The sequence below is a fragment of the Pseudomonas sp. CFBP 13602 genome (assembly GCF_014842725.1).
GTDB lineage: Bacteria > Pseudomonadota > Gammaproteobacteria > Pseudomonadales > Pseudomonadaceae > Aquipseudomonas > Aquipseudomonas baltica.
On sequence record NZ_JACYVT010000002.1, the window covers coordinates 228,117 to 242,331 of the forward strand.

A 14,215-nucleotide genomic window follows, 5' to 3' on the forward strand; every position below is an offset into this window, starting at 1 on the left:
GGCAGAACACCTGTGCACTTCAAAACAAAAATAAAACCGAAGGAGACACGCTATGCAACCCGTGAACGTTTTCGCGCTGGCAAAGGATTCAAGGTTCAACCGCTTCCATGGCCTGATCCTGTTCTGGTGCGTGCTCATCCTGATCATCGACGGCTATGACCTCGCCGTTGTGGGTGCGGCACTGCCGGCCATCATGAAGGACATGAACATCGAGGCGACCAGTGCCGGCATCATGGCCGGCTCGGCGCTGTTCGGCACCATGCTCGGGGCAATTTTTCTCGGCACGCTGGCCGATCGCATCGGTCGGCCGAAGATGACGGCCATCTGCGTTGCGCTGTTCAGTCTGTTCACTGCGGGTGCCGGGCTGACCAACGACCCCATCAGCTTCAGCGTCATGCGTTTCATCGCAGGGCTGGGCATTGGCGGTGTGCTGCCGATCTGCACCGCGCAAATGGGCGAGTTTTCGCCATTGAAACTGCGCACCCGCCTGGTAACGCTGGTATTCGCCGGTTATTCCGTGGGTGGCATCCTGGTCGCCCTTACCGCAAAACAGCTGATCGAAAGTCACGGCTGGCAATGGGTGTTCTACGTCGCGGGCCTGCCCGTGATCCTCATCCCGTTCATTCTCAAGAGCATGCCTGACTCCATCGGCTACATGCTCAAACAGGGCCAGCAGGACGCACTCAGGGAGGTGGCGCGAAAGCTCGATCCCGGCAACATGATTCCCGACGATGCGGTGATGGCCGGCAACCCGGAGATCCTCGACAAACAGGATTCCCCGGTGCGCAACCTGTTCGCCGATGGCCGCGGTTTCAGCACGGTCATGATCTGGGCGGCATTCATGACCGGGTTGTTCATGGTCTACGCGCTGAACTCCTGGCTGACCAAGCTGATGGCCATGGCGGGTTTCAGCCTGGGATCGGCGCTGAATTTCGTGATCGTGTTCAACGTCGGTGCCATTGTCGGCGCGCTGGGCGGTGGCTGGCTGGGCGACAGGTTCAACATCAAGCGTGTGCTGGTGTGCTTCTACATCGTCGGCGCCCTGGCGCTGGTCATGCTCGCCTACACCCGCTCGCCGGGCCTGCTCTACGCCGTGGTGTTCACGGTCGGCGCATCGACCTTGGGTACGCAACTGCTGGCCTACGCCTACGCCGGCGATTTCTACCCTTCGACCATCAGGGCCACCGGCGTCGGCTTTGCATCGGGCGTGGGCCGCATAGGCGCCATCGTGGCCCCGGTACTGATCGGTTGGTTGATCTCGATGCACTTGCCGCTGGAGCAGAACTTCATGGCCATCGCCCTTGCCGGGCTGATCGGCGCGGCGGCGGTTTCGCTGATCAATCAGTCCCTCGCCGATTCTTCCCAGGCACGCTCGACCCGCCGCGCGCCATCGGCCACCGACAGTGCGGCCTTGAATCCTGCAACCTCCAAATCCACCTGACTGGGGGCACTTATGAATCGACTGTCTCAACCGCCGTCAAGCCCCGCCCTGGTTGTGGAGGCTGTGGACTGGGCGATCAGGTCTCGGCGCAGCATCAGGGCTTTTCTTCCCGACCCCGTGGCCCAGGAAGACGTGGAAAGCATCCTCGATGTCGCCCGGTTCTGCGCGACGGGCGTGAACATGCAGCCTTGGCGTGTACACGTGGTCACCGGCGACGCCAAACGGCAGCTGTCCAACGCCATAGCGGATATAGACAACGATCCCGCCCATGCCAACCAGCTGCTCGACCCCTACGAGTACTACCCCAGAGAGTGGGTGACGCCCTATGCGGACAGGAAAAAGAAAGTCGGCTGGGAGCTGTACGGGCTGCTGGGCATCGCCAAGGGCGACAAGCAGCGCATGCATGAGCAGCACGGCCGCAACTACCGGTTCTTCGATGCGCCGGTAGGCCTGCTGTTCACCATCGACCGCGTGCTCCAGCAAGGAAGCCTGCTGGACTACGGCATGTTCCTGCAAAGCGTGATGGTGGCTGCCAGGGCTCGCGGGTTGCACACGTGCCCTCAGGCCGCCTTTCTGAAGTATCACCACGTCATCGCCGAAGTCCTTGGCATTCCCGACGAGCAAATGCTGGTCTGCGGCATGAGCCTGGGCTATGCGGACGCGTCCAGCGTCGAGAACGAGCTGGTCACCGAGCGCGAACCGGTCAGTGCATTCACCACCTTTCATCACAATAACAAAGAGACTCGCCCATGAAGCCTGCAGCCCTCAACGAGTGCCTCGACAAGACCCCGGCCAATCACCTCCCCCTGACCCCGTTGGGGTTTCTGGAAAGGGCTGCGTTGGCCCATCCGACACGGGCTGCGGTGGTGTATGGACCCATCACGCGGACCTGGGCGCAGACGCGCGAGCGCTGCCTGCGACTGGCCAGTGCTCTGGTCGCTCGAGGATTGGGCGCTGGCGATACCGTCTCCATTCTGTGCCCGAATACGCCGGCCATGCTCGAAGCGCATTTCGGCATCCCGTTATCGGGCGCAGTGCTCAACACCATCAACTGCCGGCTCGATGCCGAAGGCGTGGCGTTCATTCTCAGGCATGCCGAGTCCAAGGCCATTCTGGTGGATCGCGAATACGCAAGCCTGGTTGCGGCGGCGCTCGAGCGGCTGGATCAGGCGCTGATCGTGATCGATATCGACGACCCCTTCGCGCCGTTGGGGCCATCGATCGGCGTGGTGGGTTATGAAGAGCTGCTCGCCAACGGCGATCCGGACTTCGCCGGCGTCTGGCCTGTCGATGAATGGCACCCTATCGCTCTGAACTACACCTCCGGTACCACGGGCGATCCCAAGGGGGTCGTCACCAGCCACCGCGCGACCTATCTGATGAGCCTGCTGCAGATGACCAACTGGCCGCTGCCGCGTGCGCCGCGCTACCTGTGGACGCTGCCGATGTTCCACGCCAACGGTTGGTGTTTTACCTGGGCGATCACCGCAGCGGCGGGCACTCATGTGTGCATGCGCAAGGTCAGTGCCGAGGCCGTGTTCGATGCCATCGATACCCACGGAGTGGACCATTTCTGCGCCGCACCCGTGGTCATGGCCATGATTGCCGATGCGCGTGATCGCGAGGTGTTGCGATCACCTGTGCGCGTGCTCACGGCCGGCTCCCCTCCACCGGCTTCGGTGCTCAGCGCGGTGGTTGCACTGGGCTTCGACGTGGATCATGTCTACGGCATCACCGAGGTATCCGGCACCCCGGTGAGCTGCGTGTGGCAAGACGGCTGGGACGCGCTGACGGACAGCGAACAACGCGCATTCCGGGTTCGCCAGGGCACGCGAGCGGCAACGTTCGAAGGGATGATGGTGGCGGATCCGGACACCTTGATCGCGGTGCCGCACGATGGTGTCACCACCGGCGAACTGTTGCTGCGCGGCAATACCGTAATGATGGGATACCTGAAGAACGCGTCGGCCACCGGCAAGGCCTTCGCGGGTGGATGGTTTCATACCGGGGACATCGCGGTGGTGCATGAAGGTGGCTACGTGCAAATCACCGATCGTTCCAAGGATGTCATCATCTCAGGCGGCGAGAACATCTCCTCGATCGAAGTCGAGGATGTCATCCACTGCCATCCCAGCGTCCTGCACGCGGCTGTCGTGGCCCAGCCCGACGACAAATGGGGTGAGGTGCCATGCGCTTTCATCGAGCTGAAGGCCGGTGTCGCGGCGCCCACCAGTGCCGAGCTGATCGCGTTCTGCCAAACGCGCCTGGCCAGGTTCAAATGCCCGCGACAGGTCATCTTCACGGAACTGCCGAAGACGGCGACGGGCAAAATCCAGAAATTCGTGCTGCGCGAGCGTGCAGGCAGCAAGGCTGCCATCTCGAGGCTCGCGTCCGGAGGGTGAAGCCGTTCGTAGGTGTGCGTTCAATACAGAGGGGCAGTGTTCAACCCATGCTGAGCACCGCCTCCCCTGTTACCCATCAGTTGGACCCTGCCCGGTTTGAGTGCAGGATTCCCATTCTGGAGCACACTATTGCGCTCTCAAAAGCGCACCAACAAAAAATATTCAGTGAAAACATCCAGTTACTGACAGCGGCCTGATTATTGCTTCGTTTAGGGCGTCGCGCCCCACGCGACATCTGTTTCCTCCAGCGGCCCTCATGCCCTGGGCGACCCGGCCCCAACGATGCGGCTGCGGTCACAAGCGAAACGCTCGACACCCGTTCAGCCGACAGCGTCGTCGGTACGTGAGATCAGGCCCTACCCCCCTCGCCTGCATCTCATCCAGCCCCCACTCCATTCCTGTTTCCCGGTGCTTGCACGGGCAGCCCCTTCGGCTGTGCGCAAACCGGCAGGCGATGGCACGCAGGGCTGGTTCCAGGAGCACTGAGCATGGCTATCAATCGTCGTACCTTCCTGCGTTCGTCCGCCATTTCCGCTGCCGCACTGTCGGCGCTGAGCTTCAAGAGCCTGTCGGCCTTCGCCGCCGACGACGCCATCAAGATCGCCTCGCTGTACGACAGCTCGGGTGGCCTGGACATCTATGGCAAGCCGATCGTGGACGCGCTGACATTCGCCACCGAGGAACTCAATGCCCAGGGCGGCCTGCTCGGTCGGCCGTTGAATCTGATCAAGTACGACACCCAGTCCAACATGCAGCTGTACGCGCAGTACGCCCAGCAGGCGGCGCTCAAGGATCGCGCTGCCGTGGTGCACGCGGGCATCACTTCGGCGTCACGCGAAGTGGTACGGCCGGTACTGGACCGCTACAAGACGCTGTACTTCTACGACAACCAGTACGAAGGCGGCGTGTGCGATCGCAACTTCTTCGGCACCGGCGTGACGCCGGGGCAGACCGTGGAGAAGCTGGTGTCCCACGTAACCCAGAAGTGGGGCAAGAAGGTCTACATCGTCGCGGCGGACTACAACTACGGGCAGATCGTCACCGCCTGGGTGAAGAAGTACGTCGAGCAGGCCGGCGGGTCGAGCGTGGGTATCGAGTTCTTCCCGCTCGACGTGACCAACTTCGGCGCGACCATTTCGAAGATCCAGGAAGCCAAGCCGGACTTCGTCTGGTCGGCCCTGGTCGGCGGCGCGCACATGTCGTTCTACCGCCAATGGAAGGCCGCCGGCATGACCGGCAAGCTGCCGATCGCCTCGACCACCTTCGCCGGTGGCAACGAGCACATCGTGCTCTCGCCCGAAGAGTGCAACGGCATCCTGATCTGCCAGAACTACGTGCAGGAACTGCAGACCCCGCTCAACACGGCGTTCGTCGAACGCTTCCACAAGCGCTTCGGCGCCGACTATCCGTACATCACCGAACTGGCCATGGGCGCCTACCAGGGCATGATGCTGTGGGCCGAGGGCGTGCGCCAGGCCGGTTCGATCGAACGCATGGCGGTCATCGAAGCGCTGGAGAAAGGCATCAGCCTGGACCTGCCCAGCGGCAAGGTCAGCATCGACCCGGCCACCCACCACTGCATTCTGGACGTGCACATCGCCGAGGTGCGCGATCGCCGCCTCGAGGTGGTTGAAAGCTTCGCCCAGCAGGCCCCTTCGGACACCGCCGCGGTTTGCGACCTGATCAAGAACCCCCGTGATGCCAAGCAATACAGCATCGCGCTGTAAGGAGACGGACATGGATTGGGCTGCGATTTTTTCCCTGCAGATAGTCGGTGCCATCGCCACGCTGGTGCTGCTCAGCATCGGCCTGGCGGTGGTGTTCGGCATGATGAAGATCATCAACCTGGCGCACGGCGAGTTCATGATGCTCGGCGGTTACGTGGCCGTCCTGGCCACCCACCATTGGCACGTGCCGATCTGGATCTCGATCCTGGTGCTGGCGCCGCTCACCGTGGGCCTGTTCGGCATGCTGGTCGAGCGCCTGCTGATACGCCACCTCTACGGCCGCATGATCGATACCATGCTGGCCACCTGGGGCCTGAGCCTGGGGCTGACCGGTGCGGCGACCATGCTGTTCGGCAACACCACGGTGGGCATCAGCTCACCGTTGCCGGGCATTACCCTGGGCGCCTATCAAACCAGTGGCTACGGACTGTTCGTGATTGCCGTGGCCGTGGCGGTCCTGCTGGGCCTGTGGGCGCTGCTGCGCTTCACCCAGTTTGGCCTGTGCGCGCGGGCGACCATGCAGAACGCCAAGATGGCTGCCGCCCTGGGCGCCAACCCCGGGCGCATCTACAGCCTTACCTTTGGCCTGGGTGCGGCCTTGGCCGGGCTCGGTGGCGCGGTCCTCGCGCCACTCACCGGGGTGATCCCGACGCTGGGCGCCAGCTACATCGCCAAGGCCTTCATCACGGTGATCGGCGGCGGCAGCGCGGTCATCACCGGCACGCTGAGTGCGGCCGGCGCGTTCGGCGTCATCAGCCAAGTGGTGACCTTCTTCAGTACCCCGGTGTTCGGTGAAGTGGCCCTGCTGCTGGCCGCCATCGTGCTGATCCGCGTGTTGCCCCAAGGCATCACCGGTCGTTTCTTTCGGAGGGCGTTCTGATGCCTGTCGCATTTCGTGATCTGCTGCCGGTGCTGGGCTGTGTGCTCGCCGCCGTGCTGGTCGGCGTTCTACCGCAGTGGCTGGACCTGTTCACCCTGCTCTCGCTGACCATCTACCTGGTCATGGCCTTGCTGGCGCTGAGCCTGGCGTTCATCTGGGGCTTTGGCGGCATCCTGTGTTTCGGCCAGGCTGCGTTCTTCGGCCTGGGTGCCTATGCCTATGCCATCGGCGTGCTGAACATCGGCGACAGCACCTGGCCGGTGCTGCTGGCCATTGCCGTGCCCGCACTGTTCGCCGCGGCCATGGGCTATTTCATGTTCTATGGCGGCATCAGTGATGTGTACCTGGGCGTGATCACCTTGGCGGTGACGTTGATTCTGTTCAACGTGATGAACTCCACCTCGGGCAGCGAATACCACATCGGCAGTGCGCTGCTGGGTGGTTTCAATGGCATCCCGGCGATCCCGACGCTCAACGTGCCGTTCGATCCGCAGCGTGTGCTGGAACCTGAAACCCTGTTCCAGGTGATCGGCGGCGCCTTGATTCTCTGCTACCTGGGCCTGCGCGGGCTGCTCGCCAGCCGCTTCGGCAAGGTGGTCGTGGCCATCCGTGAAAACGAGCAGCGTGCCGGGCTGCTGGGCTACGACACGCGCCTGCACAAGCTGATCGTGTTCAGCCTGGGCGGCGGCATTGCCGGGCTGGCCGGATGCCTGTTCGCCAACTGGGGTGCGTTCGTCAGCCCGGGCGTGTTTGGCCTGGCACAGTCGGCGCAGATCATCATCTGGGTCATCGTCGGCGGCCGCGGCACCTTGTTCGGGCCGATCCTGGCGTGCATCGGCCTGCAGGCACTGATGGCGCGACTGGGTGAACAGCAAACGGTCGACAGCGGCCTGGTGCTGGGCGCGATTCTGCTGACCTTCGTCATGCTGCTGCCGCGCGGCCTGCTGCCAAGCCTGGGGGCTTTGGCCTCGCGCCTCTTCAAGCGCCGCCCGGCGCCCAGCCCTGTCGTGCCACCGGAGAACGTCGTATGAGCGTGCTACTGCAAACCCAGGGCCTGGGCGTCAGTTTCGGGGGTGTTCACGCCGTCAAGGCAGTGGACTTCACCCTTCACAGCGGTGAGCTGCGCTGCCTCATCGGCCCCAACGGTGCGGGTAAAAGCACCTTTTTCAAACTGCTCAGTGGGCAGTTGAAGCCGACCCACGGCACCTGCCACTTTCAGGCCAGGCGCATCAGCGGCCTGCCCCCGCACCGCATCGCCCGCATGGGTATCGGCATCAAGACCCAGACGCCCAGCGTGTTCGACGGCCTGGATGTATTCGAGAACCTGCGGCTGGCCGCCAGCCGTACGCAGAGCGCCGATCAGGCCCGGCAAAGCGCCGAACACACCCTGCGGCGCATCGACCTGGCCGAGTACCGTCATCGTCTGGTCGGCGACCTGGCCCACGGTCAGCGTCAATGGGTCGAGCTGGGCATGATCCTGGCCTCGCGGCCGACGTTGGTGCTGCTGGACGAGCCGGCCGCCGGCATGACTTATCAGGAAGTGCGCAAGACCGCGGAGCTGATCAAGGAGATCAATGCGCACAGCACCGTGGTGGTGGTCGAGCACGACATGGAGTTCATTCGCCTGATCGCCGGCACGGTCACCGTGTTCAACCAGGGGGCAATCCTCGCCCAGGGCAGCTTTGCCGAGGTGACTCAGGACCCGTTGGTGCGCGAAGCCTATCTGGGCAAACAGGAGATCAAACATGCTTGAAGTCAACGGATTGTGTTCCGGCTACGGGCGCGTGCCGGTGTTGCGCGACATCGGTCTGCGCAGCGCCACCGACAGCTGCATCGGCGTGCTCGGCCGCAACGGCATGGGCAAGACCACCCTGCTGCGCGCGCTGATCGGCGAGTTGCCGGCGCTGTCAGGCAGCGTGCGATTCGCCGGCCACGACCTGAGCCGCGCCGATGCCAGCCAACGCGCACGCGCCGGCATCGGCTACGTGCCCCAGGGCCGGCAGATCTTTCCGTTTCTCACCGTGGGTGAAAACCTGCGCATGGGCTGCGTGAAGCACTTCGCCGAGGCCGGCGCCACCATCGAGCGGATCCTGACGTATTTCCCGCGGCTGCAACGGCTGCTCGACCAGCCCGGCGGCGCGTTGTCGGGCGGCGAACAACAGCTGCTGGCCCTGGCTCGCTGCCTGTGCGGCAACCCGAAGCTGATTCTGCTCGATGAACCGACCGAGGGCATCCAGCCCTCCATCTGCGACGAGATCATCGAAACCCTGCAGCGCCTGCGTCGCGAACAGGGCCTGGGGATCATTCTGGTGGAGCAGGATATCGACTTCCTGACGGCGCTGGCCGATCGCATCCTGATCATCGAGAACGGTCGACTGGTCGATGAAGTCGACCCTGCCAGCACTACCACCGAAGCGCTTGCCGAGCGTTTCATGGGCTTTCATTCTTAAGGATTCATCGTCATGTCCATTCAACGTCCAACCCAGGTCGAGCTTGCCGAAACCGGCAACCAACTGGGCCTGCATCTGCCAGCGCCGTTACTGGCGCAGTATGCCGACATCCTCGAAGCGGTCTGGCAGGACTATGACCGCCTGGATCAGCTGCAACCGGTCAGCCTGCCGCAGCGGTATCCCAGGAATGCCGGACAGATTCCCGCGCCGGCGCAGAACCCCTACAACGCCTGGTACGTGCGCACCGACCTGCACGGCGCTGCCGACGGCGCCCTGAGCGGCAAGCGCATTGCCCTCAAGGACAACATCTGCCTGGCCGGTGTGCCCATGATGAATGGTTCGTCGACCCTGCAGGGTTACGTGCCCGATGTCGACGCCACCGTGGCCACGCGCGTGCTGGACGCCGGCGGCAGCATTCTGGGCAAGGCCCATTGCGAATTTTTCTGCGTCTCGGGCAGCAGCCACACCAACGCCACCGGCGCGGTGCACAACCCGCGCAACCCAGGGCACTCGACCGGGGGGTCGTCGTCGGGATGCGCCGCGCTGATCGTCGCCGGTGAAGTGGACCTGGCCATCGGCACCGATCAAGGCGGCTCGGTGCGCATTCCAGCGGCCTACTCGGGCATCTACGGCATGAAGCCGACCCACGGCTTGGTGCCCTACACCAGCATCATGCCCATCGAAATGACCCTGGACCACGCTGGCATCATGAGCGCCACGGTGGCCGACAACGCACTGATGCTCGAGGTATTGGCCGGCGCCGACGGCCTGGATCCGCGCCAGGATCGGCAGATGCCAGTACAGGCCTATACCCAGGCCTTGGGAGCAGGTGTTGCGGGCCTGCGCATCGGCGTGGTCAGCGAAGGCTTCGGCCACGCCAATTCCGAAGCCGATGTCGACGCCGCCGTGCGCCGCGCCGCCGGTCTGTTCGCCGAATGGGGCGCGCTGGTGGAAGAGGTTTCCATCCCCCTGCACGCACTGGGCCATGCCATCTGGACACCGATTGCCGTGGAGGGCACCACGCAGCTGCTGCGCGGCTACAATTATGGTTCCAATTGGAAGGGCTTGTACGTGGAGAGCCTGATGCGCGCGCAACAAGACTGGCAACAGCAGGCCGACGCCTTCCCTCACGATCTGAAAACCTGCCTGCTAGCAGGCCACTATGCCCATCAGCGATTCGCCGGCCAGTACTATGCCAAGGCGCAGAACGCCGCACGCCAGCTGCGCGCCGCCTACGACGAGCAGTTGGCCCGCTACGATCTGCTGCTGATGCCGACCGTGCCGCTCAAGGCGCCCAAGCTTCCCGCAGCCGATGCCACGCCCGCAACCTGGGTTACCCGTGCCTTGGAAATGAACGCCAACACCGCCCCGTTCGACGTGACCGGCCACCCGGCCATGTCGATTCCCTGCGGGCTGGCGCAAGGGTTGCCTGTGGGACTCATGCTCATAGCCCGCGATTACCATGAGGCGACCCTTTACCAGGCTGCGCATCACTTCGAACAGCATATCGATTGGGAAAGCCTGACCTCATGAGCGGCGAAGACTACAAGGTAGGCCTGCTGTTTTCCCGCGCTAGCCTGACGGCGGCGTCGGAAACCGCCCAGGCCAATGCCACGCACCTGGCCATTGCCGAAATCAATGACAGCGGCGGCCTCGACGGCCGGCGCCTGCTGGCCATCGACGGCGACCCCGGCGCCGATCCGAACGACTACCGCGACAGTGCGCTGCAGCTGTGCGACCAGCATCAGGTGCAGGTGCTGTTCGGCACGCACATGTCGAGCACGCGCAAGGTCGTTCTGCCGGTGGTCGAAAGCCGTCGTCGATTGCTGTTCTACCCAACCCTGTACGAAGGTTTCGAATACTCGCCGTACTGCTTCTATACCGGCTCGGCACCCAACCAGAACTCCCTGCAGCTGGCCCGCTACGTGCTGGAAACCCATGGCGGGCGGGTGCTGTTCGTCGGGGGCTCGTATGTCTACCCCTACGAATCGAACCGCATCATGCGCGAGCTGTTCGAACAGGCCGGCGGCGAGGTCGTCGACGAGATCTACCTGCCCTTCCACGCCACCGCCGAAGATTTCGACCGGGTCATGCAGCGGGTGCGCGAAACCGCTCCCGACGCCATCTACTCGACCATCGTCGGCAGCGACATTCCGTCGCTGCACCGCGCCTATCGCCAGGCGGGGTTCGATCCTGCGGTCGTGCCCATCGTCAGCCTGGCCACCAACGAGGTCGACGTGCAAGCCATGAGCGACGAGGAAGCCGAAGGCCACATCTCCGCCGCGCCTTGGTTCTCGACCTTGCAGACCCCAGCCAGCCAGGCGTTCGTGGCACGCTACCGTGCGCGCTTCGGCGAACACGCCGCGATTACCTCGGGTGCCGAAGCGGCCTACTTTCAGGTTCACCTGTTCGCGCAAGCCGCGCGCCGCGCGTCCGATGACTCAGTGCAGGCCCTGCGCGAAGCACTGGCCGGGGCACGCTTCGAGGCGCCTCAAGGCACCGTGCAGATCGACGCCCAGACCCAGCACACCTGGCTGTGGCCGCGCATCGCCCGGCTCGACCAGCGACGGCGATTCCAGCTGGTGCTGGAGAGCGCCGAAGCCGTGCAGCCGAGCCCCTATATGGTCGACTACCAGATGGACGTGCAGCCATGACCTGCCGGAGGCCGAGATGACCAGCGCGCCGTCCCTGCTGCGCGAACTCAAGGGCCTGCGCGTACTGGTGATTCACCCACAGGACGGTGAGGCACGCATCGTGCTCGACCAACTGCAGCGCATCGGCTGCATCGTCGAACAACGCTGGCCGGTGCCCACCACGCTGCCCGAAGCGGTCGACGTGGTGCTGCTGGCCGTGGAACTGAGCCAGCGGTTGAACACGCAAACCTTGGTGGAAGGCCTGAGCGAGCAGGCGCCGCCAATCATCGCCGTGGTCGGTTACGAGAACCCGTCGATGCTGCAACTGGTGCTGGAGACGCAACCGGCGGCGGTCATCGAGCGGCCCCTGCGGCCCTTCGGCCTGCTGACCCAGTTGCTGATGGCGCGGGCCGCCTGGCGGGCGCGCATCGACATGCTCGCCGAGTTGCGCAAGCTGCAAAGCCGGCAACCGGCCGTGTCGAAAATCTCCATGGCCAAGGCACTGTTGATGGCGCGCCATCGCCTGGGCGAAAACGATGCTCATCGGCGCCTGCAACGCGAAGCCATGACGCGCCGCACCAGCATGGAGGCCATCGCCCAGCAGATCATCGATGCCGATCAACCTGCCGAACCCGAACCGCCGCTGCCCTAGCCCTGTGCTGAACCAGCGCCCCCAACCACAAGAATACGAGGTCACCCCATGCAAGGATTCACCTTCAGCAGCACTGCCCACCTCATCTGCGCCACCGGCAGCGCCGCTGGCCTGGCCGAACAGTGCGCCAGCCGCGGCGCCCAGCGGGTATTGCTGGTCACGGACGCCGGCATCCTCAAGCACGGCCTGCTCGACAGCGTGCTGCCGGGCTTCGCCACTGCGGGCATCGAACTGGCGGTGTACAGCGACGTGCTCGCCGATCCGGCAGAGGCCCTGGTGCTGGCAGCCACCGAGCAGGCCCGGGGCATGCAAGCCGACCTGATCGTCGGCTTCGGCGGCGGCAGCTCCATGGACACCGCCAAACTGGTCGCCTACCTGGCACACCCTGGGCAGCGGCAGAGCCTGAGCGACATCTACGGCGTGAACCAGGCCACCGGCCCGCGTTTGCCATTGATTCAGGTACCCACCACCGCGGGCACGGGTTCGGAAGTCACGCCCATCTCCATCGTCACCACGGCCACCGGCAAGTCCGGCGTGGTGGCGAACCAGCTGTTGCCGGACCTGGCAATTCTCGACGCGCAATTGACCATCGGCCTGCCCGCCCCGGTCACCGCTGCCACCGGCATCGACGCCATGGTGCATGCCATCGAGGCCTACACCAGCAAGCACCGCAAGAACCCGCTCTCCGACCTGCTGGCGCGCGAAGCCTTGCGCCTGTTGGCGGCGAACCTGGAACGCGCGGTCAATACACCGCAAGACCTGGAAGCCCGCCAGGCGATGTTGCTGGGCGCCTGCCTGGCCGGCCAGGCCTTCGCCAACGCACCGGTTGCCGCCGTGCATGCCCTGGCCTACCCGCTGGGTGTCAGCTTTCACCTGCCCCACGGCCTGTCCAATGCGCTGGTACTGCAGCAAGTGCTGCGCTTCAACCTGCCAGCCGCCCAGGGCCTGTACGCCGAGCTGGCGCCATTGGTGCTGGGCGAGCGCCTGCAATCGGGCGACGCGGCGCAGCAGTTCATCGACGAACTGCTCAGGCTTCATGTGGCCACCGGCCTGCCGCTGCGCCTGGGTGATGCCGGAGTGACCCGCGAGAGCCTGCCGGAACTGGCTCGCAGCGCAATGCTGCAACAGCGCCTGCTGGTCAACAACCCGCGCGAAGTCAGCGTGGCCGATGCGCTGGCAATCTATACCGCGGCGTTCTAGGTCGCTGCCGAACACCGCGCCTCCTGTGCTGCACGGCAGACAGCCCTATACCGCGGGGCTGTCTGCCTGCGGGCAACCCATCGCATCAACTCCATCAATGTTTACTATCGTGAAAGTCCGCTTTCTTTTCGCGGTGCCAGACGTTTATATGCGCGACTTATAGCAACTGTCTCGCTTTGGAGCTTCACGTGTACGCCCGCCCTGATTTGAAATACTCGCTTCTGTTCGCTTTGGCCAAATGTTCGATTGCTGGCTTGTCGTTTGCCATGGTGTGGTTGGACATCGCAGTCTTTCATACCGATATCCTTGAAATATCGTTTACCGAGATCACCCAGGAGCTCATGCTCGCGCTGTGCGCCCTGTTGTTCTGGAGCGCACCGGGACCGGCCCGCAAAGGCGGCTTCGAATACCTCGCCGCAGGATTTTTCGCCTGCCTGCTGACCCGAGAGCTGGACGGTCTGTTCGACCCCATCAGCCACAGTGCGTGGCTGTGGCCGTTCCTGGCTATCGCTGCAGTCGCCATAGGCAAGGCGGCAAGTGCCAGGCACAGACGGCAAACCCTGCAGTCCCTGGGCGCTTTCCTGCGCACGCCAACGTTCGCCGCGCTGGCCACCGGCTTCGCGGTGCTGATCTTTTCCAGGATCTTCGGCATGGGTGCGTTCTGGCACCAGGTCATGGGTGACGGCTACCAGCGCCTGGCAAAAACCACGGCCGAAGAAGGTGTGGAGTTGCTGGCATATGGCATCTGGCTGTGCGCCAGCTTCGAGTATTGGGTCAAATGCCGGCTTGGCGAAAGCTGGAGTCCTCAAACCGCAACGTCTTGATGTGGA

Annotated in this window: 13 protein-coding genes; all 13 read left to right on the forward strand. The window is 64.0% G+C overall.

Going from position 1 to position 14,215, the window contains the following annotated elements:
* Window positions 1-52 precede the first annotated feature (52 nt).
* The 13 genes from IFU31_RS04150 (at window position 53) to IFU31_RS04210 (ending at window position 14,209) form a co-directional block, all read left to right on the forward strand.
* Window positions 53-1,441, forward strand: coding sequence for an MFS transporter (locus tag IFU31_RS04150; RefSeq protein ID WP_122476145.1), 1,389 nt, complete (start codon window positions 53-55; stop codon window positions 1,439-1,441).
* Window positions 1,442-1,453: 12 nt separating this feature from the next.
* On the forward strand, window positions 1,454-2,194 hold the full coding sequence (locus tag IFU31_RS04155; RefSeq protein WP_122476147.1) for a nitroreductase: 741 nt from the start codon (window positions 1,454-1,456) through the stop codon (window positions 2,192-2,194).
* A complete protein-coding gene (locus IFU31_RS04160) occupies window positions 2,191-3,843 on the forward strand; it encodes an AMP-binding protein (protein ID WP_192102367.1) in 1,653 nt (550 codons plus the stop codon). Before IFU31_RS04155 ends, IFU31_RS04160 begins: the two co-directional genes overlap by 4 nt.
* 488 nt (window positions 3,844-4,331) lie before the next feature.
* Window positions 4,332-5,570, forward strand: a complete 1,239-nt coding sequence (locus IFU31_RS04165) for an urea ABC transporter substrate-binding protein (protein ID WP_122476150.1) — start codon at window positions 4,332-4,334, stop codon at window positions 5,568-5,570.
* 10 nt (window positions 5,571-5,580) lie between these two features.
* On the forward strand, window positions 5,581-6,450 hold the full coding sequence (locus IFU31_RS04170; protein ID WP_185794423.1) for an ABC transporter permease subunit: 870 nt from the start codon (window positions 5,581-5,583) through the stop codon (window positions 6,448-6,450).
* Complete coding sequence (locus IFU31_RS04175; RefSeq protein WP_122476154.1) at window positions 6,450-7,481, forward strand: ABC transporter permease subunit; 1,032 nt, start codon at window positions 6,450-6,452, stop codon at window positions 7,479-7,481. Before IFU31_RS04170 ends, IFU31_RS04175 begins: the two co-directional genes overlap by 1 nt.
* Window positions 7,478-8,203: an ATP-binding cassette domain-containing protein gene (locus tag IFU31_RS04180; RefSeq protein WP_192058060.1), complete on the forward strand. Its 726-nt coding sequence runs from the start codon at window positions 7,478-7,480 to the stop codon at window positions 8,201-8,203. The genes IFU31_RS04175 and IFU31_RS04180 overlap by 4 nt, the downstream gene beginning before the upstream one ends.
* Complete coding sequence (locus IFU31_RS04185) at window positions 8,196-8,900, forward strand: ABC transporter ATP-binding protein (protein WP_185794420.1); 705 nt, start codon at window positions 8,196-8,198, stop codon at window positions 8,898-8,900. The genes IFU31_RS04180 and IFU31_RS04185 overlap by 8 nt, the downstream gene beginning before the upstream one ends.
* Before the next feature lie 12 nt (window positions 8,901-8,912).
* A complete protein-coding gene (locus IFU31_RS04190) occupies window positions 8,913-10,433 on the forward strand; it encodes an amidase (RefSeq protein WP_192102368.1) in 1,521 nt (506 codons plus the stop codon).
* A complete protein-coding gene (locus IFU31_RS04195) occupies window positions 10,430-11,554 on the forward strand; it encodes a transporter substrate-binding domain-containing protein (RefSeq protein WP_192102369.1) in 1,125 nt (374 codons plus the stop codon). Before IFU31_RS04190 ends, IFU31_RS04195 begins: the two co-directional genes overlap by 4 nt.
* A 16-nt stretch (window positions 11,555-11,570) precedes the next feature.
* The gene (locus IFU31_RS04200; protein ID WP_185794417.1) at window positions 11,571-12,185 is read left to right on the forward strand and encodes an ANTAR domain-containing response regulator; all 615 of its coding nucleotides are present in this window, start codon (window positions 11,571-11,573) and stop codon (window positions 12,183-12,185) included.
* Between the two features lie 48 nt (window positions 12,186-12,233).
* On the forward strand, window positions 12,234-13,385 hold the full coding sequence (locus IFU31_RS04205) for an iron-containing alcohol dehydrogenase (protein WP_192102370.1): 1,152 nt from the start codon (window positions 12,234-12,236) through the stop codon (window positions 13,383-13,385).
* A gap of 188 nt (window positions 13,386-13,573) precedes the next feature.
* Window positions 13,574-14,209, forward strand: coding sequence for a hypothetical protein (locus IFU31_RS04210; RefSeq protein WP_192058050.1), 636 nt, complete (start codon window positions 13,574-13,576; stop codon window positions 14,207-14,209).
* The last annotated feature ends 6 nt before the right edge of the window (window positions 14,210-14,215 follow it).